Below are 23,510 nucleotides of genomic sequence, written 5' to 3'. Positions count from 1 at the left end.
GGCCCGCGTCCATGGATATGACCCGGCCCGCCTTCCGGGCGCCCGGGCCGCGCGTGGTAGAACGCCGCGCATGGCCCCTCGCATCCCCCTGGCGCAGAGCGCGCGTGTGTCTCCGGCGTCTCTCCACCTCCCGCTCCGGAGCCGCGCCGCCACCGGCCTCGTGGAGGTGACCCTGGTGCTGCGACATGGGGCGCCGCTGCCCACCGTGGAGGAGTTGTGCGCGAACCCCCCGCGCCGCCCCCTCACCCACGAGGAGTTCGAGGCGAAGTACGGCACGCCCCCCAAGCACCTGGCCGCCGTGCGGCGCTTCGCGAAGTCCCACCGCCTGACCATCACCTCCGAGCGGCGTGACCGGGGCTGCGTCACGCTCCAGGGGGCCGCGGCCGCGATGTGCAAGGCCTTCGGCGTGGACCTGCGGCGCTTCACCCAGGGGCGGACGTCCTACCTGAGCCACACGAAGCCGGTGACCCTGCCGCGCGCGCTGCGGGGTGTGGTGGAGTGGGTGCTGGGCCTGGACACCCGGCCGCTCGTCACCCACAACGCGGCGTCCCTGCCCATCCCTCGCGAGGCGGCGAAGCAGGTCGGGTTGCGCTCGTACACGGCGCCGCAGGTGGCCAGCCTCTACCGCTACCCCCAGAACCAGGGCGAAGGCCAGTGCGTGGGCGTCATCGAGCTGGCGGGTGGCTACAGGCCGTCGGACCTGGAGGCGTCCCTGAAGTCCGCGGGGGTGAAGCGCACGGCGCCGGTGGTGAACGTGGGGCCGAACAAGGTGGGGATCCTCCACACCGCCTCCGACGCGGAGGTCACCATGGACGTGGAGCTGGTGGCCGCGGTGTGTCCGGCCGCGCGCGTCGTCGTCTACAACGCGGGCTCGAAGGACTACTCGCTGCGCGACTACCACCGCGTGCTGGCGGAGGCCCTCAGCGACCGGGAGAACCGGCCGTCGGTGCTGACCACCAGCTGGTCCTTCTACGAAGGGTCGCTCATCCAGCAGGGCGAGGAGGGGGTCTTCGAGCGGCTCTTCGTCGAGGCCGCGCTGCTGGGCATCACCGTGTGCGCCGCGTCCGGCGACCTGGGCTCGCAGGTGCCGGTGAATGCCGTGTCGCCCACGGGCGCCATCACCCTGGCCGCGACGAGCTACCCCGCCGCGAGCGCGCTGGTGCTGGGCTGCGGCGGCACGACGCTGGAGGCGGTGGGCGACGTCCTCCACCACGAGCGCGTGTGGAACCGCCTGGGCGAGGCGATGTCCATGGGCCTTCTGGGGCGCATGTCCACGGCCGCGGGGGCGAGCAGCGGCGGGGTCAGCACCATGAACGCGCTGCCGTTGTACCAGCAGGGCATGGGCGTGCCGGACCTGGTGAGGTCATCATGGAAGAACGGCGCGTTCGACGTCTCGCGGAGCACCGGCCGTGGCGTGCCGGACGTCGCGGCGAACGCGGACCTGCACACCGGCTATCAAATCGTCTTCAAGGGCCAGCAGGGCGTGGCCGCGGGCACGAGCGCCGCCGCGCCCATGTGGGCCGCGCTCATCGTCCGCCTCAACGAGGCGCTGGGGGAGCGCGTGGGCTTCCTCAACCCCCGGCTGTACACGCTCGTCACCGAGGGGGAGGCCGTCGTCCGGCGCATCACCCAGGGCGGCAACGGCGCGTACTTCGCCAGCGAGGAGACGCTGTGGAACGCGTGCACGGGCCTGGGCACGCCCGACGGCGAGGCGCTGCTCGCGGGCCTGCGCAAGCTCCTGCGCCGCAAGCATTGATGCCCACCACGTAACGGTCTCCCACGCGGGCCGTGGGGAGTGGGTCCGGTAGCGAACGCCTCCCGGGCCTCTGCGGCCACGCGGCCCCCGGCGGTCGCGGCGGCGCGCTACGAACCCGCGCGCCAGCCGCAGAGGAGACCCGCATGAACGACGAAGCGAAGTGCCCTGTCGCGCACGGACCCCGCCGCGCGCGCACGAACGCGCAGTGGTGGCCGGAGCAGCTCAACCTCGCGATGCTGCACCAGCATTCCTCGCTGTCGGATCCGATGGTCGAGGACTTCAACTACGCGGCGGAGTTCCAGACGCTCGACCTCAACGCGGTGGTGAAGGACCTGCACGCGTTGATGACGGACTCGCAGGACTGGTGGCCGGCGGACTACGGGCACTACGGCCCGTTCTTCATCCGCATGGCGTGGCACGCGGCGGGCACCTATCGCATCTTCGACGGGCGCGGCGGCGCGCGCTCGGGTGAGCAGCGCTTCGCGCCCCTCAACAGCTGGCCTGACAACGGGAACCTGGACAAGGCGCGCCGCCTGCTGTGGCCCATCAAGCAGAAGTACGGCCGCAAGCTGTCGTGGGCGGACCTGATGATCCTCTCGGGCAACGTGGCGCTGGAGTCCATGGGCCTGAAGACGTTCGGCTTCGGCGGCGGCCGCGAGGACATCTGGGAGCCGCACACCACGGACTGGGGGCCGGAGTCCACCTGGCTGGGCGACGAGCGCTACAGCGGCGAGCGCGAGCTGGCACACCCCCTGGCGGCCGTGCAGATGGGCCTCATCTACGTCAACCCCGAAGGCCCGAACGGCAAGCCCGACCCCGTCGGCTCCGCGCGCGACATCCGCGAGACGTTCGCGCGCATGGCGATGAACGACGAGGAGACCGTCGCGCTCGTCGCGGGCGGCCACACCTTCGGCAAATGCCACGGCGCAGGTCCGGTGCACCACGTGGGCGCGGAGCCCGAGGGCGCGAACATCGAGGAGCTGGGGCTGGGTTGGAAGAGCACCTACGAGAGCGGCGTCGGCGAGCACGCCACCACGAGCGGCCTGGAGGGCGCGTGGACGCCCACGCCGACGAAGTGGGACATGACCTACTTCGAGGTGCTGTTCGGCTATGAGTGGGAGCTGACCCGGAGCCCCGCAGGCGCGCACCAGTGGAAGCCCGTGGGCAACACCGGCGCCGGCACCGTGCCGGACGCGCACGTGCCCGGGAAGCGCCACGCGCCGATGATGACCACCGCTGACCTGGCGCTGCGCTTCGACCTCATCTATGAGCGCATCTCCCGCGACTACATGGCCAACCCGGCGAAGTTCGCGGACGCCTTCGCGCGCGCCTGGTTCAAGCTCACCCACCGCGACATGGGTCCCAGGTCCCGCTACCTGGGCCCGCTGGTGCCCAAGGAGGAGCTGCTCTGGCAGGACCCGATTCCGGCCGTCGACCACCCGCTGATCGACGCCACGGACATCGACGCGCTCAAGGCCGAGCTGCTCGGCTCCGGCCTGTCGATCCAGCAGCTGATCAAGACGGCCTGGGCCTCGGCGTCGACGTTCCGGGGGAGCGACATGCGCGGCGGCGCGAACGGCGCGCGCATCCGCCTGGCGCCGCAGAAGGACTGGGAGGCCAATGAGCCCTCGGAGCTCGCGAAGGTGCTCTCCAAGCTCGAAGCCATCCGGCAGAAGTTCAACGGCGCGCAGCGCGGCGGCAAGCGGGTGTCGCTGGCGGACCTGATCGTGCTGGGCGGCAGCGCGGGCATCGAAGCCGCCGCGCGCGCCGCCGGTCACAAGATCACCGTGCCCTTCACGCCGGGCCGCATGGACGCGTCGCAGGAGCAGACGGACGTCGAATCGTTCCTGGTCCTGGAGCCCGCGGCGGACGGGTTCCGCAACTACGTCCGGGCGGGCGCCGAGGCGACGACCGCCGCGGCGCTCATCGACCGCGCGAGCCTGCTCACGCTCACCGCGCCGGAGATGACGGCGCTCGTGGGCGGGCTGCGCGTGCTGGACGTCAACCACGGCCACACGCCGCACGGGGTGTTCACGAAGCGCCCGGGCCAGCTGACGCCGGACTTCTTCGTCAACCTGCTCGACATGCGCACCGCGTGGAAGCGCTCGGAGAAGACGTCGAACGTGTTCGAAGGCCGCGACCGCGCCACGGGTGACCTGCGCTGGACGGCGACCGTAGCCGACCTCGTCTTCGGCTCCAACTCGCAGCTGCGCGCGCTGGCGGAGGTCTACGCGGCCAGCGACGGCACCGCGCACTTCGTGCAGGACTTCGTCGACGCCTGGACCAAGGTGATGAACGCGGATCGCTTCGACCTGCCGGGCAGGAAGACGATCTGAGCGCGGCATGAGGCGCCGGCGGCACCCCCGCCGGCGCCTGCCCGGTCCTTCTAGCGGACGGCCTGGAACGCCGAGTCCACCACCCGCGGGTACCGCCCGGTGAGCGAGGCCAGGACGATGATCAGCTCCGCCGGCTCGATGGGCTTGGGAACGTGCATCTGGAAGCCGGCGAGCAGCGCCCGGGTGCGGTCCTCCATCCGCGCGAAGGCGGTGAGCGCGACGGCCGGTGTCTGGCCTCCCTGTTCCAGCGGAAGGGCACGCAGCCTGCGGATGAAGGAGTAGCCGTCCTCTCCAGGCATGCCGATGTCGGAGAGGATGACGTGCGGGCGGTGGAGCTGGTGCTTCTCCAGGGCTTCGCGGGCGCTGGAGGCCGTGTGGACCTGGGCGCCGCGGCTCTCCAGCACGACGGAGAGCAGCTCGAGCGCGTCGGCCTCGTCGTCCACCACCAGCACCTGCAGCCCCTTCAGCACCTCCTGCGCGAGCGATGGCGCCTCCTGCCGCGCCTGGGACTGGGCGACGGGAGGGCTTCCCCGCGACGAGGCCGCGACCGACAGCGGCAGCGTCAACCGGAAGAGGGCGCCATGTCCCTCGCCCTCGCTCAGCGCCTCGATGGTGCCCCCGTGCAGCTCCGTGAGGTGCCGCACGATGGCCAGCCCCAGTCCCAGGCCGCCATGCTTCCGGGTAGAGCTGCCGTCGACCTGCCAGAAGCGCTCGAAGATCTGCCCCAGGTGCGCCCGGGGGATGCCCTGGCCCGTGTCCTGGACCTCGATGAGGACGTGGCCCTCCACCCACCGCAGGCGCACGGTGACCTGGCCGCCCCGGGGCGTGAACTTGATGGCGTTGGAGAGCAGGTTCCAGACCATCTGCTGCAGCCGGTCCGCGTCGCCATGGATGGAGCCGGAGCCTGGGAGCAGCTCGGCGGAGAGCGTGACGCCCTTCGCCTCGGCCGCGTGCCGCACCGAATCCAGCGCCGCCTCGATGAAGGCGGCGGGGTCCACCGGGCGGATCTCCAGCCGCATCTTGCCGGTGATGATCCGCGACACGTCGAGCAGGTCCTCGATGAGCTGCGTCTGCACCTGCGTGTTGCGCTCCACCGCCGCCAGGGCGCGGGCGGTCTTCTCCGGCCCCAGCTGGCCCGTGCGCAGCATCCGCGTCCACCCCAGCATCGCCATCAGCGGGGTGCGCAGCTCGTGGGAGACCGCGGCCAGGAACTCGTCCTTGGCGCGGTTGGCCTGCTCGGCGACCAGGTGTTCCGCCTTGGCCATTTCGAACAGCCGCGCGTTGTCGATGGCGATCTCCGCCCGCCGCGCCAGCTCCTGCACGAGCTCCAGGTCCCGCGCGCCGTAGCGCAGGCCGGCACGGGCGGCGCAGACCATCAGCGCGCCGAAGACGCGGCGCTGCGCCCACAGCGGGACGATGATCCACGACCCCGGGCGGATCCGCTCGTCGTCCCCCGCCGGGCCCAGCGCCTCCTGGAGGACGGCGTCGGTGAGCTCGGGCACCAGCTCCGGCGCGCCCGTGCGCAGCACCCGCGCGACGCCGTGGCGGGCGGCGGCGGACGGAGGAAAGGCGCGGTGCTGTTCTCGCAGCAGGGGCACCCGGGTGGGGTCGGCGTGGGCCGCCATCACCTGGCGCACGGGGCCGTCGTCCTCCTGGAGGTAGACGGCGCACCAGTCGCCCAGCCGCGGGAGGATCAGCGCGGCGAGCCGCTCGAGCGTGACGGACATCTCCAGCGAGGCGGTGAGCATGGTGCTCGCCTCCGCCAGGAAGCTCAGCGTCTCCGCGGCGCGCTTCTGATCATCGATGTCGGTGCAGGTGCCCAGCCACTGGAGGATGCGGCCATGCGCGTTGCGCAGCGGCACGGCCTGGATGAGGTGCCAGCGCCACGCGCCGTCCGCGTGACGCCGGATGCGGCCCTCGCACTCGAACGCCGCCCCCGCATGGCGGGTCTCGTTCCACTTGCCCAGACAGCCCGCCACGTCGTCGGCGTGGATGACGTCCCGCGGGAGCAGGGGGGCGGTGCTCCCGCGCTCCTCCAGTGAAGGCGCGGGGGGCAGGCCGGTGTAGTCGTACCAGCGCCGGTTGAAGTAGTCGGGGCGCCCGTCCGGGCCCGACGTCCAGACAATCTGCGGCAGGGCCTCCGCGAGCGCCCGGTGCCGCTGCTCCGCCAGGTGCAGCCGCATCGCCTGGCGCAGGCTCTGCTCCAGCCGCTCCGCGGACAGCTGACCCTTGGCGATGTAGTCGGACGCGCCCGCCTTCATCAGCGCGACGGCCGTCTGCTCACTGCCCTGTCCGGTGAGGACGACGATGGGGGCGTGCGAGCCCCGGCTGCCCAGCTCGCGCAGCACCCAGAACCCGTCCTCCCCCGGCAGGAAGAAGTCCAGGAGGATGACGTCGAAGGCGCGCGCCTTCAGGTGCTCCAGCGCCTCGCTCCCGCTCGTGGCCTCCACCACGTCCACCGAGAGTCCCGTCGCGCCCAGGAGCCGCTGGACCCGGAGCCGGTCGACCTCGTCGTCATCCACGAGCAGCAGCCGGAGGTGCTCCGCCACGGGGGCGACTTCCACGGAGGAGGTGGAGGCAGGGGGGAGACTCACGTGAGGCGTTCCTCTGACACGGGCCAGGTGAAGTGGAACGTGGCGCCTGCGCCTTCGGCCGACTCGACCCAGGCCTGGCCGCCGCGAGCCTCCACGAGCTTCCTGACGACACACAGGCCCATGCCGGCGCCCTCCACCTTGTCGCGCGAGACGAGCGTCTGGAACGGGTTCCAGATCTTCTCGTGGTAGCGGGGGGAGATCCCCTGGCCGTCATCCGCGATGGAGAAGCGATGGGCAGCGGGCGTGGCCTCCACCTCCACGCGGATCCGCACGTCCTCGCGGCCCGCGTGCTTCAGCGCGTTCGAGAGCAGGTGGTGGAAGACCTGCTGCAACGCGGAGCGCTCCGTGACGAGCTCCGGCATCCCGGAGCCGACCTCCAGCCGAGCGGACGGACGCGGGGACAGCCGCTCCAGCGTCTCGTGGATCAGCCGGTCCACCCGCACCGGCTCCGGCTTGTCGCGGACGCGGCCCGCCCGGCTGTAGTCCAGGAGGCCATCCAGCATCGCCTCCATCCGCTGCACGCGCCCTCGCAAGAGCTCCATCTGCCTGCGCGTCGCCTGGGGCAGCTGTGGCCCCAGGTCCTCCTCCAGCCACTGGGACAGGTTGGAGATGCCCCGCAGCGGAGCCCGGAGGTCGTGACTGGCCACGTAGCTGAACTGCTCCAGGTCGGCGCTGTTCTGCCGCAGGGCCCTGCGCAGGCCCTGGAGCTCCTCGATGAGCTCTTGCTGGGTCTTCTGGGAGTCATCCTTGGGAGGGGAACGGCGCACAGGGCCTTTCGCCATACCGTCCCCGCGCGCGGGCCCTCAACCCGCGGGCGCGGAGTGATGAGCAGACGACACTCCCCAGGCGGCCTCCCGGGCGGGCGTGCGGGGAATCGCGTCACAAAGCGGACAGTCGCCCCAAGGTGCCTGATATCCGCCCGAAAGCGAACGCTAGATGCCAGCGTGCTCGGGCTCCTCTTGGGTCTGGATGCCGCGCAGGCTCGAAAGGCTTGAGATGACCACCGCTACCGCCGGCGACCGGACGCTGCACATCCTGCTGGTGGAAGACGACGAAGTGGACGTGATGAACGTCCGCCGCGCCTTCCAGAAGAACCACATTGCCAACCCGCTCTACGTGGCCACCAACGGCCTGGAGGGCCTGGAGATGCTGCGCAACGGCGCGGTGCCCGAGGGGCGCCGGCTGGTGCTGCTGGACTTGAACCTCCCGAAGATGAACGGCATCGAGTTCCTGCGCGTGCTGCGCGCGGATCCGGAGCTGCGGACCATCTCCGTGGTGGTGCTCACCACGTCCGCGGACGAGCGCGACAAGATCGACGCGTACAACCTGAACGTCGCCGGCTACCTGCTCAAGCCCGTCACCTTCATCAACTTCGTGGAGGTCATGGCCACGCTCAACAAGTACTGGACCCTCGTGGAGATGCCCTGACATGACCGTGCAGTGGAAGCCGGGAGCCGACGCGGCCGAGCGGGTCTTCGCCAACGGCGGAGAGCTGGGCGCGCTGTGCCGGGCGAAGGACTGGAGCACGCACCCGCTGGGGCCCGTGGACGCCTGGCCCCAGAGCCTGAAGACCGCGGTGAGCATGGTGCTGGGCTCCCAGTTCCCGCTCATCGTCCTGTGGGGACCGGAGCTCTACCAGTTCTACAACGATGGGTACCGGCTGCTCATGGGCCGCAAGCACCCTGGGGGCCTGGGGCAGGGCAACAAGGAGTGCTGGCCGGAGGTGTGGCACATCAACGAGGCCATCTACCCGCGCATCTTCAACGGGGAGACGGTCACGTTCGAGGAGCGGATGTACCCGCTCGAGCCGCACGGCCACCCGGAGGAGTTCTACCTCACGCTCTGCTACAGCCCGGTCCGCGACGAGACGGGCGCCGTGGGCGGCGTCTTCGTCTCCATCTTCGACGTGACCCGGGAGGTCCGCGCGCGCAAGGAGCGCGACCGCGCGCTGGCGGAGGCGCGGGCGGAGCGCGAGCGCCTGTACGAGGTCTTCATGCAGGCTCCGGCCATCATCGCCGTGCTGGAGGGGCCGGACCACCGCTTCAGCGTGTCCAACCCGCTGTACCAGCAGCTGACGGGCAACCGGGACCTGCTGGGCAAGCCGGTGACGGAGGCCCTGCCCGAGATCGCGGATCAGGGCTTCCGGGAGCTGCTCGACTCCGTGAGGACGAGCGGCCAGCCGTACATCGCGCACGACGCGCTGGTCCGGCTGGACCGCAAGGGCACCGGCGTCGTGGAGGACGTCTACGTGGACTTCGTCTACCAGCCCCTCAAGGACGCGAGCGGCAGCGTGTTCGGCATCATGGCGCACGCGGTGGAGACCACGGAGCAGGTGCTGGCCCGCAGGAGCATCGAGGCGCTCGCCGCCGAGCGCGCCGCGATGCTGGGCCACATCGCGGACGCGGTGCTCACGTTCGACCCGGCGGGCCGGGTCAGCTTCCTCAACGAGATGGCCCGGACCCTCTACCCGGGGCTGGGCGAGGGGGAGACCTTCGACACCCAGGGCTTCCGGCAGGAGCGGGTGGACGGCACGCCGCTCTCCGCCGACGAGCTGCCCTCGGCGCGGGCGGGGCGGGGGGAGCGCGTCCTCAACGAGGTGTGGATCATCCGCACGCCTGATGGCCACAAGCTGCGCGTCCAGGGCAGCGCCGTCCCGGTGTACACCGACGCCCGCGTCCATCTGGGCGTGGTGCTCACCCTGCGGGACATCACCCAGCAGCACCGCCTGGAGCAGCAGCTGGAGCTGGAGCGCAACCGGCTGACGCAGGTCTTCATGCAGGCGCCCGCCGCCATCATGGTGGCCCGCGGGCCCCAGCACGTCATCCAGGTCGTCAACCCGGGCTATGCGCAGGTGACGGGCAACCGGCCCCTGGTGGGGAAGACGATCCCGGACGCCTTCCCGGACCTGGCGGGGCAGGGGCTCTTCGAACTCTATGATCAGGTGTACGCCACGAAGCAGGCCGTCGTCGGGAACGAGGTGCCCGTGCGGGTCGAGCGCTTCGGCCGGGTGGACGACACGTACTTCAACTTCGTCTACCAGCCGCTCACCGACGAGGACGGGGCCACCTTCGGCGTGATGACCCACGCGGTGGAGGTCACCGACATGGTGCGGGCCCGCCAGCAGGCGGAGGAGCGGATGCGGGAGCTGGTGCGGCTCACCCAGGCGCTGGAGCAGTCCAACCGCGAGCTGGATCAATTCGCCTACGTGGCCTCCCACGACCTCAAGGCGCCGCTGCGGGGCATCGCCAACCTGGCGGAGTGGCTCAAGGAGGAGCTGGGCACCCACCTCACCGGCGAGGCGCGCGAGTTCATCACGCTGCTGCACGGCCGCGTGCACCGCATGGAGGCGCTGATCGACGGCATCCTCACCTATGCCCGCGCGGGCAAGCTGAGCGAGCCGACCGCGGTGGACACCGGCGCCCTCCTCAAGGAGGTGGTGGAGCTGCTGGCCCCGCCGCCCGAAGTGGAGGTGAAGGTGCAGCCGGGCGGGCCCACGGTGAGCGCCGAGCGCGTGAAGTTGCAGCAGGTGTTCCTGAACCTCATCGCGAACGCCCTCAAGTTCACCCGGCTGCACCGGCCGGATCCGCGCATCCAGGTGACGTGGCGCGACGCGGGCGAGCAGTACGAGTTCACCGTCGCCGACAACGGCCCGGGCATCGCGCCGGAGTTCCACGAGCGCATCTGGGGCATCTTCCAGACGCTGGAGAGCCGCGACAAGGTCGAGGGCACCGGCATCGGGCTGTCCGTGGTGCGGAAGATCGTCGAGACCCGCGGCGGCCGCGCCTGGGTGGACTCCGTGCCGGGCGAGGGAGCGGCGTTCCGCTTCACCTGGCCCAAGGCGTGACGCGCCTCCCCGGGGCGCCCTGCCTCCGGGGAGGGGGCGCCACCGGGAGCGGGCGGACTACTCCAGGATGCGCTCCATGCTCAGGAAGGGGCGCGCGGCGGGGATTCCGCGGCCCTTGCAGACGTCGATGAACTTGTTCGACTCGATCATCTGGGGCGCGGACTCGTCGTACTGGAGCACCATCACGTGGCGCAGCCAGGGCTCCTGGCCCATGGCGTAGATGAAGACCTCCTTGGGACTCAGGTGGTTGAGGATCTCCGTCGCGCGGGCGCTGTCGGAGCCGTTGAGCCGCCGGGACTGGTCCATCTTGCGAGGCAGCGGCTGGGTGAGCAGCGGGCCGTACATCCAGCTCATCGGGCCGCCCTCGCACTCCATGCCCAGGTAGAGCGCGTCCAGCGGGCCCACCAGCTCCGTGAGGTGCTGGTACATGCGCGGCTCCAGCGCGTTGGAGTCCGCGGCCATCAGCAGGGAACGGCCCGCAAGCCGCACCAGGTGCGCCGTCTTCGCCTGCACCGCCAGGTCGCTGTGCTCGCCGATGAAGGGGATGCCCATCAGCGACCCGCCGGGGATCTGGATCTCCTGCAGGTCGTCGATCTCCACGACGTTGCGGAAGCCCGTCTTCTCCAGCACCAGGCGCAGCGAGGGGTCCGCCAGCGAGTACGCGTTCGAGCGGGGCACCACGATGGTCCCGATGCGGTGGCGCAGCTGCAGCAGCGTCTCCATCATCAGGTGGTCCGCGTGGCCGTGGGTGATGAGGACGTAGTCAATTTTCTCCGGCAGGTCCGCATGGGTGTAGCGGCCCTGCGCGGTGGGGTGCTCGTAGCTGATGACGGGGTCGGTGAGGACGGACACCTCGCGCGTCTCCATCAGCACGCACGCGTGGCCGAAGTAGCGCACGCGCACGCCGGAGCCGGTGTACGGCTCGTGCTTGCGCGGGGCCTGTTCCGTGAAGAGGTCCGCGAACGCCTCCGCGGCGGAAGAAGGCACGCCCAGCATCTCCGCCACCTGCCCGGGGCTGCCCGGCGTGTGGCGCATGCGGAAGAGCGCGTCGATGCCCTCGTGGCGGTAGGGCACCTGGAGCCAGAGGGGCGAATCGCCCTCCAGGCGCGGGGTGCTGAAGACGTACTTGCGGGCGTCACCGCCTACGCGCATCAGCGAGATGCTCTGCGACGACTCCTTGTAGAAGCTGCTGCGGTAGAGCAGCGGCTCCATGATGCGGGCGTTGGCGCGGTGGGCCAGGTCGTAGTGCAGCTCCACGTAGCCGCGGAGGATGTCCGGCACCTTGGCGTAGAGCGGCTCCAGGGATTCACCCTTGGCGCTGGCCAGCAGCTGCTCCAGGTCCGACACGGCCTTGGTGTAGGCCAGCATGTCCGCCTGCTCGCGGGTGGTGCGGTCGAGCAGCGCCTTCACCTCGTTCACGCGCGACACGGGGTGGTTGATGAAGGGGCCGCCCATCAGCGCCGGGTTCTGGAGCGCGGCCACGTGCACGTCCGGGTTCGCCACGAACGACTGCATCAGCTTCAGGTGCAGGCGGGAGATGAACAGCGGCGCGGTGGCGGGGGAGATGAGGTACCACCAGACGTACCACTGGTTGAACAGCGGCTCGATGGCGACATCGGGCTTCAGGTACATCGGGCGGTCGAGCATGGAGTTCTCGCGAAGGCGTCCGCCGGAACCGTGAGGCCGGCGCGGGGAGATGTTGCTGCCAGTGTGAGCAGGCAGGCTCCCGGGCAATCCCGGAAGCACGCGTGAACCGCCAATGTTGATGATTCCGCGCCTGAACTCAAGGTGCCGACTTCCGGGGGAGGCACGGAAGCGGGCAGCAGACCGGCTACGGGCACCCCTTGCCCGCGTAGGCGCTCGCGGACGGCGCGTCGCAGTCGAGCACGCTCACCATGCCCGTCAGTCCCTCGACCCGGAACAGCGTGGGCACGCGCCCTGACGAATAGGTGAGCTTCAGCGTCCCGGGCGTGGCCGCCGCGAGCGCGTCAGGAAGCCCGCGGCTCGTGCGCAGGCAGCTCAGGTCCCCCTCGGCGCGCACGGCCCGTCCCGACGCGGGCAGGAAGCACAGCCCGCTCACCTGGGAGGCATTCATCGACGGGGGGAGTGGGATGTCGTCGCCCGTCTCGTCGCAGCACGACGGGTCCTGGCGGCACGTCTTCGTCAGGCAGCGCGTGGCCGGGCAGGAGTCGCTGTCCCAGGTGTTGTCACACACCGGCCGCTCCCAGCGGGCCACGCTGCCTGTCGTTCCATTCGCCTGCCGCGCGTTCGCGTCCACGACGAAGCGGATGGGCTGGTTGGTGGCCTGGGCCCGCTGGCGCGCTTCCAGCGCCGCGGACTCCAGCTCGCGCGAGGCACCGCTCTCGCGCCGGCGCTCCAGGTTGCCGCGCATGCCCGCCACCGACAGCGTCGTCATCAGGGCGAACACGGCCAGCACCGCCATCAACTCCAGCAACGTCATCCCGCGCGCGCCGTTCATCGGAGCCTCGTGCGAGTCACGGGGCCCCTTCATGGCACCCGTCCCGCGATGGCCGGGTTGCGGAGGCTGACCCGGAAGGTGAGGGTGCGACGGCGATAGCCATCCCGCGGAAAGCCGTCTTCATCGGTCTCGCCCGCCTGGACGGAGGCCTGATCGCGCCGGGGCGAACGCACCACGAGCGTCACCTCGACGGACCGGACTCGCTCCTGGAGGAGCCGCAGCAGCTCCGCGTCGGACGTAGGGGCCGCCTCGGGAGCGTCCGCGGGCCCGGCGTCCACCGCGCACGGCGCCTGGCCTCGCGTGCAGGCATCCAGCCCGGGCCTGCCGGCCGCCGCGTCCGGGAACCAGCGCAGGGGCAGCTGCGGCTGGGACAGGTCGATGAGCCCCTGACGGACCTTCAGCCGCTCCACGTCGCGGCTCACCGGGGTCCACGTCGTGGCCCCCGGAGCGAGGTATTCGAGGACGGGATCGCCCGAGGCCCAGTTCACCCGGTATGCCGAGCCCTGGGCCCGCATCAGCAGCCACCCCGTGCGTTCCCACACGGCGTCCTGCGCGTCCACGCAGGGACCGGTCTGGGTTCGCAGCGTCCCCGTGCCCGCGAAGGCGGAGACCTCCCTGGCCCCGGCCTGCACCTGCCGCAGCTCCACGTGGCAGGCCAGCGCCTGGCTGGCGTTGACCAGGAACGCGGGCGTGGTCTGCCCCGCGACAGGCTGCAGCTCCGTGGGAGGCGAGGGCGCCGTGCAGAAGCGCTCCGCGCCGCCCTCGCGCACCCGGTAGGCCTTGCCGCCCGGGCAGTCATCCAACTCGATGAGGCCCCGGCTGTCGCCCCACCACAGCTGGAGCGCGTCCGAGGCCATGCCCGCGTAGGGGCCGCTCGCGGGCGGAAGCTTGAAGCCCGGATCCGCGGCGAGGAGGGGCGGCCGGCCCACCGACAAATCCGGCGCCGTCCACACGGTGAGGCCCTGGCGCGTGTCTCCCTGGGAGAAGACCATCGTCGCGTTCCCCATGCCCGCGCCGACGCGGAGCAGTTCGGAGACGAGGAACTCCTTGAGGGCGCGCCCGTTGGCCTGCGCCAGCATCGTCTGCTGTTCCTGCGCCGAGCGCTGCTGCAACTGCACGCTGGCGCCCAGGGCCAAGGCGATCAGCGCCAGGGACACCGCGGCGCCGACCATCAGCTCCACCAACGTGAAGCCCCGCTGGAGTGAAGTCCTGCGTCTCATGGCGCCATCCGCGTCTGGAGGACCACCACCTGGCGTCCGGTCCGGGCGGGATCCGCCCAGCTGACGCTGACCCTCACGTTGACGAGGTTCCCGGGGCCCTTCCCCCGGAGGGAGCGGTTCACGGCCGGCACCCCGACGGCGCCGTTCTCGTTGAGGCTCGCCTGCACGGAGCCGTCCACGTCCACCGAGACTTCGTATTCGCGCGCGACGACGGGCGCCACGGGCTTCGACGTCAGCACCGCCCCGGCGGCGGTCTGCCACACCGTGGAGCGCGTGCCGTCCAGCGCGGCGATGTTGCCGCACGGCGGTGAGCGCGTGCAGCCCATGGAGACGATGTTCTCCAGCGACTGCTCCGCGAGCGTCTGCGCCTGCGTGTCGGTGAGGGTCCGGCGGTTGGCGCGGTTCGTCTGCAGGATCATCGCCATGGCCGCCATCAGCCCGAGGACGAGCACCACCGACGCGACCATCGCTTCCAGCAGCGCGACACCGCGGCGGGCCGCGAGCGTTCGGGTCTTCATTTCGGCAACCGCCCTTCCGGCACGGGCTCCCAGAAGAGGACCCGCGAGCGCGTGGCCGCGGTGCTTCCGGTGTCGTTGTTCCAGCTGTCGTTGCCCACCATCAGCATCTTTCCGTCCGCGGTGAGCACGAAGAGGTGCTCGTCATGCACCACCGGCGCGCTGACGCCCTGGCCCTGGAGGGCCGCGCTCTTCATCGTGGGCGCCGCCGTTCCGGTGTTGAGCTGGCCCACGGCGTAGAAGCGCCCGCTCACCGTGCTGCTCAGGCCGCAGATGTCCGCGGCCTTGCCCACCGCCGTGGTGGCGTAGACCTGGTCCTGCGACAGCGAGACGCCGCCCCACACCGCCTGGCCCGCGTCCAGCGGCTTCACCCAGAGCGGCGTCAGCGCCGCGCAGCCCTTGCTGCCCGTGGGATCCGGATCCTCGTAGCCGAGCAGGTGGTAGCGGTAGCTGGTGTTGTCCGCCGGCCCGTCGGAGGTCTCGTCCGGGTTGTCCGCCGTGCCGAAGTAGAAGCGCACCACCGGGCCGGTGGAGGCGTCCGCCACCTTCACCGCCAGGTTGGAGTAGAGCTGCTGGTAGCTCTGGTCCTGTCCCTTCGCCGCGCTGCTGCTCAACGACACGTCCACCGGCGCGTCCGCCACGCGGCACCGGCTCACCTTGGCGCCCAGCGGGGAGCTCGTGTCCACCTGCTCCAGGTTGATGCGGTAGACGCGGCCGGAGGTGGTGGGGACGTAGAGGACCTCGTAGGTGCCGTCCTGATCCAGGTCCACCAGCGCGGACTCGCCGGCGATGCCCGAGCCGTCATCCAGGGTGATGACGCCCGCCATGCGGCCCGCGGTGGTGGTGCCCAGGTCCAGCGGACGGCCCGTCTTCATGTCCAGCAGGTAGAGCGTGCCCGCCCGGCCCGAGCTGGGGACGTAGTCCGTGCCGACGACGGCGGTCCAGACGGCGTTGCTCTTGGAGCCCCACGCCAGCCGCACCACGCTGGGCGCGTGGCGCGAGCCGGAGTCATCCGGCAGCTTCACCTTCTTGGGCGTGGACTTGTCCGCGTTGCGCGCGTCCGTGAAGGCCTGCTGCACGGCGCTGTCCCCCAGGCTGAACTCCCAGAGGGGCAGGGGGAACTGCGCGGGCAGGTCCGGCCGGGTGATGTCGAGCGCGAACACCGCCGGGCTTCCCTTGCCCGTGGCGGACACGAGGACCGTCTTCGCGCCCTGCGTCTTCGAGGCCGTGCTGGACAACGTCCACGCGGGCTTGCCGGGTACGCCGAAGTCCACGTTCGCGATGGTGGGCGACGCATCCACCTGCGGGCGGGGCAGGTTGCCCGACCCGAGGAAGCGCGCGTAGCGGTTGACGTAGCGGTCCAGCAGGAGCTTCGGCAGGTAGGCGAACTGCTCCTCGCCGGTGCCGTAGTCGCGCGGCGCCGGGTTTCCCGTGCACGACTTGGGCGCGAAGTAGCCGCGCTGCTGGTCCTGGGCGAGGCAGCCATCCTTCGCGCCGGTGCGGTACGCCCCCGCGTCGAACGCGTGCAGGTAACCGCTCACCGTGCCGACGTAGGCGAGGGTGCGGCGGTCCTTCAGCGGCTCCATGAAGTTCTTGCGGTACTGGTCGCGCTCGACGACGCGGGCGTTCTGGTACCAGCCGTCGAGGAACGGCGGCACGGCCAGTGCCACGGTGGACAGGTTGATGCCGCCCACGGGCCAGGCGCGCCGCACGCTCGACCGGCCGGGCGCGTTCCGGTTCTCCCAGCCATACAGCCAGTCGCGCAGGAAGGCGCGGTCGTTGGTGTCGTCCGTGATCTGCTTGAACGGGTGCGTGGGCGTGCCGCAGATGCCGTCGTTGTTCAGGTCGAAGACGTAGCGGCCGTTGACCACCGTGTCGCAGAGCGAGTCGGGGAAGAGCGGGCTGGTGGACGCGCTGTTGGCGGCGGCCGTCCCGATGTCCGTGCGTGCACCCGCGCTGTCCATCGTGAAGAGGCTGCGGGTGCTGGGGTCGCGGCCCCTGGTCAGCGCGACCGCCATGACGCGGCCTGCGTTCCAGCGCTCGACGACGTTCGTCTTGTTGGGGGCCTCCGGGTCGTAAAGCGAGCGGAAGTAGATGTGCCCGCGCACGGACAGGTCCGTGGTGCCGTCATACGCGCGCGTGGTGGCTGGGGGCATGCCGGTGTAGCTGGGCGCGGTCCAGCCCTGGCCCCAGCCACGTCCCGGCGTCTCGTTCGCGCCCCAGACGATGGCGTTGCCCACCGTGGACGGAGACGCGCGCGCGTAGGTGCCGGCGCGCACGGCCTGGTAGCCCACGTCGACGTTGTCGATGATGGGACGGCACCGCTCGTTCGGGCTGGTGATGTCCGCCTTCCAGCACAGCTGCGAGCCGGTGAAGCCCAGCGCCAGCATGTCCAGCTCCACCTCCTGCGTCGGAGGCGAGGTGTTGGGGAACTCCACGGGGTACCAGGTGGGGGTGGGGTTGCGCGTGCAGGTTCCGTTGCTGCAGATGCGGCAGTCCACCGCCACGGCGTAGCGGATGGTGGGCAGCGGTCCGCCGGCGGGCCGGCACGCGCCGGGGATCTCCTCCGACCAGCACGGGGCGCCGCCGCTGCACGTCCGCGGCGCGGGCGCGCTGTCATCCTGCCGGCGGAAGCGGACCTTGGTGATGGTGAAGTCCTCGGCGACGCTCGGGGAGATGTCGCCGGACACGGTGCCCGAGCGGACGCCACCGCCATTCTCCTTGTTGATCATGAACACGACGTCGTTGAAGTCGCGGTCACCGCCGCCGTTGAGGTCCTCGAACCCCAAGATCCATCGGAACGGGTCGGTGCTCGGCGCGCCCATGATGACGTGGGCCATGCGGTTGTTGGCGGGCCGGGGGATGGACTCCTTCTCCATGGGCATGTCGAGGTTGCCGTAGGCCGCCGTGTTCAACCGGCCCAGCGTGGAGTTGACGTTGGTCTTGGGGCCCTCCAGCCAGCCGCACAGCAGCTCCTTGCTGCCGGACACGGCGCAGGCGCCGTTGGCCGTGGTGGGGCTGCTCGGGTTGCAGTTCGCGTTGTAGCTGCACCCGATGTTGCGCTCGGCCGTCATGGTGCCGCCCACGGAGTTCTGGTCCAGGTTCCACGCCGACTTGGAGAAGAAGACGGAGATGGACGTGCGCAGGTGGAGCGAGCACTTGTCGTCCGAGTCCTTGCGCAGGCACGGGTAGACGGTGCCGCCGCTCGTGGACGTCGGGTTGTGGGTCGCGTCGTAGAAGACGACGAGGAAGAAGACGACCTCCTTGCCGCCTTCAATCTGTCCCAGGTCCACGGTGCGGTCGTAGGTGGTGATGCCCGGATCCGGGTTGGTGGCGCGCTGCAGGCCGTTGGCGTCGTACTTGGAGACGTCGTAGTCGGGGACGCCGTCGGCGGTGGCGCTCGAGTCCGCGACCGGGGCGAGGTTGTTGAAGACGGTCAGGTCCGTGTCGTCATCGGACAGGAGGAAGACCATCTTCCCCAGGCCCATCTTGTTGTTGCGGGGATCCGCGGGCTCCAACAGGTTGGGGATGTAGTCGAAGACGCCGCGGTCGGAGAACGCGGGCGAGGTGGGGGCGCCGCCCATGGTGGTGCCCACGAGGTCCACCTTGATGGTGTTGCCCGTCTGTCCCGGCCGCGCGTCCTTCACGGACTGCTGCGAGCTGAAGGTGGACGCGCAGCTGCCGTTCATCGCCAGTTCGGGCTGGTTGTAGGTGAAGCCGCCGGAGGTGAAGGAGACGTTGCAGCGGCGGTTGGGCACGCCCGCCGAGGTGTACGGCCCGATATAGGGACGGGCCTTGGCGCCGCTGGTGGGCGCCAGGTTGAAGAGGTCCTCGTGCAAGTCGAGGATGCCATTGCCGTTGCTGTCGACGAGGTTCCCGTTGGCGTCCGCGTAGCCGCGCGCCTTCACATCGTCCAGGTACATGTAGCCGAGCGCGTGCGACGCACCGGCCGACTCGTAGACGTAGCTGATGGTGACGTGTTGATCGAACGGGAAGTAGATGTGCTCGGGGTCCAGCACCGTGAGGTTGGTGTTGAGCTGGAGCCGGGGCGGGTTCTCCGTGGTGATGTTGACGGACTGGTTCGTGTCGAACCCGCTGGCCTGGAAGTTGGGCTGCTTGTCCTGGTTGAGCACGTCCTGGCAGAGCTGGCTGAGCCCCTGGGCCTGGGTGAGCAGGGGCACCAGCAGGAGCGCGGAGACGGCGGCGTAACGGAGGGCGGGCTTCATCGCGTCTCCTTCGCGCGGCGCTCGGCCAGCTGCTGCTCCAGCTCCTGGCGCAACCGCTCCTTGCGTGGAGGTTCGGGGGGCTGGGAGGCAGTGGCGAGGAAGGACATGAGCGTGTCCAGGTCGGAGGGCGCGAGCATGCGCGTGTCACAGCCCGTGTCGGGCCGGATGCGATGCGGGCCCTGGATCCACGTGCGGACCTGGGCGTAGGTGCGGCGTTGCATCAGCTCACCCAGGTTGGGGCCGTTGCCCCTGGACGCGGCGATGAGGCCGGAGGTGGGCTCGGCCTTCGTCGGCACGCGGGCGACGTGACAGCGGGAGCAGGCCTGATTGAAGAGGACCTCGCCGCGGTCCTCCGCGGAAGCGAGCGGGGCGAGGAGGAGCAGCGCGGGGAGCAGGTGGACACGCATGGACGCCTCGAGGACTTGCGTGCTTCAGAAGAAGCGGACGGTCTGGGTGGACGGGGCCTGGCGGTCCAGGGTGTTGTTGAAGGTGTTGTTGGGGCCGCAGCCGCGGTTCACGCAGCCCGGGCCGGTGAGCTGCAAGGCATTGTCATTGGTGATGAGGGCCTGGACGACGGAGCGGGTGGGGCGCCCGCTGCTGCCCACCACTTCGCCCACGGCGACGAGCCAGACCTGACGGTTGCTGTCGGTGGTGAAGTCGGCATCGTCCGCGTCGTCGTGGACGAAGACGCGGTAGCGGACGTTGGACTGCTTCGGGTAGTCCGCGTAGGCCTCGCCCTTCGCGTTCGAGAGTTCGCCGGGAGTCATGACCTCCGGCGTGAGCGAGTACGTGTTCCAGCCGTCGGAGGAACCCGACGGAAGGACCTCGTACCAGGGCTGGCTGGCGGACCCGAGCCCGGGTTCGCTCACGGGGGAGCCGAGTTGGGCGAGCGCGGTGTTGTAGGTCTCCGAGTCCCCGAGCAGGAGGCGCATCGCTTCGCGTCCCTCCGCGAGTCCCGCCTCTGCGGCGAAGAACGCCTCCTTCTGACGGCGCAGGTCACCCTGGATGTTGGCCTCGCGGGTGATGCCGCGAACCGTCAAGGCCACCGTCACGGTGAGCGCGAGCGTGACACCCAGGGCCGCCAGCAGCGCGAAGCCGCGCTCACGTCGCTTTCTGAGGGGAGGGGTGGGACGTCGTGCGTATCGCGACCAGGACTCCGGGGGAGGAGGGGCCATGGCCCGTGCCAGAGCAAGGGCCGTGCCCCGCAGTCACGGACAGTCGACGCCTGGGTGCTTGTCTCTCATGGACAGACGTAGCGGGTCCTGAAGGCACGCCAATTCCAGACAGATGCCGCGGGTGATTCCTCCAGAATCTGGATGGCGTGAACCAGATTCTGGAAGAGCGCAAGACGCACGTACCGTGAGCACCGCGAGGGCTGGGCCATGCCCGCTTGCCGGGTGCGCGCCCGGGGAAGCGGAGGCCGGCGCGGTGGACAGAGAGCGCGGGGTATTGCGTCAGACCCGTTGCGCACACCGGGTCGCCTGCTATAACGCCCGGCGCTGTTCGACCCCGTAGCTCAGTTGGATAGAGCGGCGGTTTCCTAAACCGCAGGCCACAGGTTCGATTCCTGTCGGGGTCATTGCCCTGCTTCCCAAGTCCGCGGAAGCAGGGCGTTTTTCTGTCCGGTGACGATCCGTGACGGGCTGTCCCGGTCACGCGTGGAGCACTCCCGAGCAGTCAGGGGCTGCACCGAGGCCCGTGCGCGCCCTCCGGACGCCACCTCGATTGCGCCCATCCTCGCTGCTTCCTAGGATTTCGACCTTCGCGGCCTCCCTTCGTCGCAAGGAGCCTCACCATGCGTTACACGCGCAAGAACATCTCCGAGCTGCTCGATACCGTGCAGGGCAGCCCCGACGTCGTGGGCTTCTGGACGTCAAACTTCGGTGGTTCCGCCTTCAGCCTTGTTCCCTCGCCCGGAGGCATGATCTGGCAGGACATCTACGCGCCCAGCCACCAGGTCTGCGAGGACGGCATCCCGTACGGCACTGAGGACGGCATGAACAATCACTGCGGCGGTACCGGCTACTGAGCAGAGAACCTGGCCGGGTTCATGATGGACAGGATGGAGTCGGCGTCGCTCGTGCCGCGCGCCTTGAGTTCCAGTCACTGCACCGACAGGATGAAACAAATCCCCCGGAACCGGTACTTCTCGACTGGATCGAGGATGATCCCGTGCACCTCTCGGAACTTCCAGGCAGGGTGAAAGCCCAAGTGCACGTAGAGTTCCTGGATGAAGTCAGCTGCGATGGGGAGTCCTCCTGTGAAGGAGATGGGGGCAGGCAGGTTGCTATCGGTGAAACTGCGCCCCATCTCTGCTGCGTAGGTGCAGCAATACCCGCTGGCGGCCCCCCGTGGCCCAGGTCGAAGATGTCGTGGCCCGGCCAGGGCTTCCCGGTTCCCAACTGTGGCCACGCGCCACTCGGTACTCGGCCCCGCCGTCAAGCGATGGAACATCAAGGGCGTCGGTAGGTCCGCTGTAGGGCTCGCTCTTGGCGCCAGTCTCGGGGAGTCATGCCGTATGCCTTCTTGAAGGCGCGGCCGAAGTGAGTGAGGTCCTGGAAGCCCCAGCTGAAAGCGATGTCCGCGATGCTCCGCACGCCCATGTCTGGGTCCTCGAGGGCTTTTCGGCAGCGAGCCAGGCGACGCGAGAGGACCCACCGCATGAAGCTCTCACCCGCTTCCGCGAACAGCCCATGCAAGTAGCGCGTGGACATGTGGAAATGGGCGGCGGCTGTCGCTGGGCTGAGCGATGGCTCCGCGAGGTGCTGCTCGACGTAGACGCGGAGGGCGTGCCGCCGGGCCTCTCGCACGCTCGCGGTGTTCGTCTGGATATTGCGGCCCTGGGTGTTGAAGGCCAGCGCGAGGAGGTCCAGCAGATTCTCCGAGACAGAGCCCGCCACGGGTTCAGCGACCTGGTTCTCCGCGAAGGCGCGCAGGTAGGCGGCCACCAGGGCCCCCACGCCCTCCCGGGTATGGAGCACACTGCCCACCATCTCATCTGGATGTGAAAGTCGTGGCCGCAGCGTGGAATAGGGCGCCACGATGACGATGCGGCGGTAGTCCGCGTCGAACGAGATTTCTCCTGGCCGGGTTCCGTCAAAGAGTTCCACATCTCCGGGGTGAGAGAATCGCTCCTCGCGTCCCTGACGCAGTCGGCAGACCCCGGCCACCTGCATACAGAGGAAGTAGCACTCCCGGGGCGCTCGGGCGATCTCCGTCTCCCCCCGGTGAACGCTCTGGGCCGAGGAATGGAGATACGTCACCCCCAACGGCCCGGCGTCACGGTGATCAAGCCGTCCGAAGAAGGGCCCAGGCTTCTTGCGCTCCGTCCGCAGCCCCAAAAATACCTTGCTCGCCAATTCCTGCCAGTACTCGTGCCGCTCCTGCTCAGCGACCGCGTCCGTGGAGAAGACTGTGCGCATGGGCCCCCTCGGGTGAAGACGCACACATTCTCGCGACACCCAGGCAACCAGTCCAGCGCCCCGGGCCGAATTCCTGTGCGCTGCCAGCCGAGCCCCCTCACCGCCCTCCCCCCTATACCCTCATCAGGGCGACGCTGATGTCGCTCGGTTTCTCTCCAGGAGAATGTTCATGAAGTCGTTCCTCGCCGCGATTGTGCTTTCGATGGCCGTTGCAACCCCTGCCCTGGCCCAGGAGGAGGGGCCGTTCGCCACAACGGACGCGCTGGTGACCTACTGGATGGCGCAAAACACCAACGGCGCCACGACCCAAATCTACGTCAATGGCAAGCAGGTCTATCAGCGTGCCGGCTTCGGCTCGGCGGTCGTCAGGCAGTATTTCAAGTGTTACAATGGCTCCGGCATCAAGGCCGTGTGCAACAACATCTTCGATGGCTATTCGGAGGTGAGTGGCGCGGTGAGCACGTTCAGTAGCGGGCTCACCGTCTACCTCGACGGCGTGCTGTACCGCTCGGGCAGCCCCTACTACAGCGCTCACATCAAGACCTGCTACGGCGACACGAGCTATTACGGCGCGGTGACGTACTACATCGTCGCGAGCATGAACAACGGCTTCGGCCCGGCCTACCCAGGCAACAGCTGCTTCTGATTCACCGTCTCGAGCCGCGCCCATCCCTCCGGTGGAGCGCGGCTCCCGGGACATGTCTGTCCTGGCGCGAGAAGCGCGACTCGCATGGATGGTTCATCCACCCGGGCCCCGCCGGAGTCTTCGACGCGGGTCTCCAGACAGGCGGCGGCGGCGTAGTACCACTTGCTCTGATGCGTGATGGTCCTCGAGCAGGAGCGCGAGCGCCGAGTCTGCGAAGGCCCAGCGGACAATGGCCGAGGCGGCGCAGCAGCAGTGGCTGAAGCCGACAGCTCACCTGATGCAGTGCCCAGGGAATCCTCCTCCGTGAGGGGAAGCTCTCGACGGAGCGCGAGGTAGAGTTCCTGGATGAAGTCAGATGCGATGAGGAGTCCTCCTGTGAATGAGATGGGGGCAGGCAGGTTGCTCCCCGTCGAAATCTTCCGCGGAGAAAGGCCGTGCTGCGCAGGCTTGAAAAGGCCCTTGCCCTGAACGG

16 protein-coding genes and 1 tRNA gene are annotated in these 23,510 nt (G+C 69.7%); 7 read left to right on the top strand and 10 right to left on the bottom strand.

Going from position 1 to position 23,510, the window contains the following annotated elements:
* Nucleotides 1-70 precede the first annotated feature (70 nt).
* Complete coding sequence (locus tag KYK13_RS22580; RefSeq protein WP_223632979.1) at nucleotides 71-1,756, top strand: protease pro-enzyme activation domain-containing protein; 1,686 nt, start codon at nucleotides 71-73, stop codon at nucleotides 1,754-1,756.
* A gap of 143 nt (nucleotides 1,757-1,899) precedes the next feature.
* On the top strand, nucleotides 1,900-4,092 hold the full coding sequence (gene katG / locus KYK13_RS22575; protein ID WP_255653962.1) for a catalase/peroxidase HPI: 2,193 nt from the start codon (nucleotides 1,900-1,902) through the stop codon (nucleotides 4,090-4,092).
* Nucleotides 4,093-4,142: 50 nt separating this feature from the next.
* On the opposite strand, the gene KYK13_RS22570 is transcribed toward katG, so the two are convergent.
* Both KYK13_RS22570 and KYK13_RS22565 read right to left on the bottom strand, forming a co-directional pair.
* A complete protein-coding gene (locus tag KYK13_RS22570; protein ID WP_223632976.1) occupies nucleotides 4,143-6,686 on the bottom strand; it encodes a response regulator in 2,544 nt (847 codons plus the stop codon).
* Nucleotides 6,683-7,453 (bottom strand): ATP-binding protein, encoded by a 771-nt coding sequence (locus tag KYK13_RS22565; protein WP_223632974.1) that lies wholly within the window; start codon nucleotides 7,451-7,453, stop codon nucleotides 6,683-6,685. Before KYK13_RS22565 ends, KYK13_RS22570 begins: the two co-directional genes overlap by 4 nt.
* A 229-nt stretch (nucleotides 7,454-7,682) precedes the next feature.
* On the opposite strand from KYK13_RS22565, the gene KYK13_RS22560 reads away from it, so the two are divergent.
* Together KYK13_RS22560 and KYK13_RS22555 are read left to right on the top strand one after the other, a co-directional pair.
* Nucleotides 7,683-8,114 carry a response regulator gene (locus KYK13_RS22560; protein WP_223632971.1) on the top strand — a complete coding sequence of 144 codons (432 nt, stop codon included), beginning with the start codon at nucleotides 7,683-7,685 and terminating at the stop codon, nucleotides 8,112-8,114.
* Nucleotide 8,115: 1 nt separating this feature from the next.
* Nucleotides 8,116-10,530, top strand: a complete 2,415-nt coding sequence (locus KYK13_RS22555; protein ID WP_223632970.1) for a PAS domain-containing sensor histidine kinase — start codon at nucleotides 8,116-8,118, stop codon at nucleotides 10,528-10,530.
* Nucleotides 10,531-10,587: 57 nt separating this feature from the next.
* On the opposite strand, the gene KYK13_RS22550 is transcribed toward KYK13_RS22555, so the two are convergent.
* From KYK13_RS22550 to KYK13_RS22520, 7 genes are all read right to left on the bottom strand, one after another.
* Nucleotides 10,588-12,177 (bottom strand): MBL fold metallo-hydrolase, encoded by a 1,590-nt coding sequence (locus tag KYK13_RS22550; RefSeq protein WP_223632967.1) that lies wholly within the window; start codon nucleotides 12,175-12,177, stop codon nucleotides 10,588-10,590.
* Nucleotides 12,178-12,361: 184 nt separating this feature from the next.
* Complete coding sequence (locus tag KYK13_RS22545; RefSeq protein ID WP_223632965.1) at nucleotides 12,362-13,042, bottom strand: Tfp pilus assembly protein FimT/FimU; 681 nt, start codon at nucleotides 13,040-13,042, stop codon at nucleotides 12,362-12,364.
* Nucleotides 13,039-14,229 (bottom strand): prepilin-type N-terminal cleavage/methylation domain-containing protein, encoded by a 1,191-nt coding sequence (locus KYK13_RS22540; RefSeq protein ID WP_223632962.1) that lies wholly within the window; start codon nucleotides 14,227-14,229, stop codon nucleotides 13,039-13,041. Before KYK13_RS22540 ends, KYK13_RS22545 begins: the two co-directional genes overlap by 4 nt.
* Nucleotides 14,226-14,747, bottom strand: coding sequence for a pilus assembly protein (locus tag KYK13_RS22535; protein ID WP_223632959.1), 522 nt, complete (start codon nucleotides 14,745-14,747; stop codon nucleotides 14,226-14,228). The genes KYK13_RS22540 and KYK13_RS22535 overlap by 4 nt, the downstream gene beginning before the upstream one ends.
* Complete coding sequence (locus tag KYK13_RS22530) at nucleotides 14,744-18,970, bottom strand: DUF4114 domain-containing protein (RefSeq protein ID WP_223632956.1); 4,227 nt, start codon at nucleotides 18,968-18,970, stop codon at nucleotides 14,744-14,746. Before KYK13_RS22530 ends, KYK13_RS22535 begins: the two co-directional genes overlap by 4 nt.
* Nucleotides 18,967-19,377, bottom strand: a complete 411-nt coding sequence (locus KYK13_RS22525) for a c-type cytochrome (protein WP_223632951.1) — start codon at nucleotides 19,375-19,377, stop codon at nucleotides 18,967-18,969. The genes KYK13_RS22530 and KYK13_RS22525 overlap by 4 nt, the downstream gene beginning before the upstream one ends.
* Nucleotides 19,378-19,401: 24 nt before the next feature.
* The gene (locus tag KYK13_RS22520; RefSeq protein WP_223632948.1) at nucleotides 19,402-20,145 is read right to left on the bottom strand and encodes a pilus assembly PilX N-terminal domain-containing protein; all 744 of its coding nucleotides are present in this window, start codon (nucleotides 20,143-20,145) and stop codon (nucleotides 19,402-19,404) included.
* 330 nt (nucleotides 20,146-20,475) lie between these two features.
* On the opposite strand from KYK13_RS22520, the gene KYK13_RS22515 reads away from it, so the two are divergent.
* Together KYK13_RS22515 and KYK13_RS22510 are read left to right on the top strand one after the other, a co-directional pair.
* Nucleotides 20,476-20,549 (top strand) — tRNA-Arg (locus KYK13_RS22515).
* A 216-nt stretch (nucleotides 20,550-20,765) separates the two neighbouring features.
* On the top strand, nucleotides 20,766-20,999 hold the full coding sequence (locus KYK13_RS22510; protein ID WP_223632945.1) for a hypothetical protein: 234 nt from the start codon (nucleotides 20,766-20,768) through the stop codon (nucleotides 20,997-20,999).
* Between the two features lie 424 nt (nucleotides 21,000-21,423).
* Here KYK13_RS22510 and KYK13_RS22505 read toward each other — a convergent pair whose 3' ends face one another.
* A complete protein-coding gene (locus KYK13_RS22505) occupies nucleotides 21,424-22,392 on the bottom strand; it encodes a helix-turn-helix domain-containing protein (protein ID WP_223632942.1) in 969 nt (322 codons plus the stop codon).
* Nucleotides 22,393-22,561: 169 nt separating this feature from the next.
* Here KYK13_RS22505 and KYK13_RS22500 point away from each other — a divergent pair, with 169 nt between their 5' ends.
* A complete protein-coding gene (locus KYK13_RS22500) occupies nucleotides 22,562-23,038 on the top strand; it encodes a hypothetical protein (RefSeq protein ID WP_223632939.1) in 477 nt (158 codons plus the stop codon).
* Nucleotides 23,039-23,510: the final 472 nt, after the last annotated feature.

This window comes from Corallococcus sp. EGB, assembly GCF_019968905.1.
Taxonomy (GTDB): Bacteria; Myxococcota; Myxococcia; order Myxococcales; family Myxococcaceae; genus Corallococcus.
The sequence above is the reverse complement of the archived record's forward strand: the minus strand, read 5'-3'. Positions and strand labels throughout refer to the sequence as shown.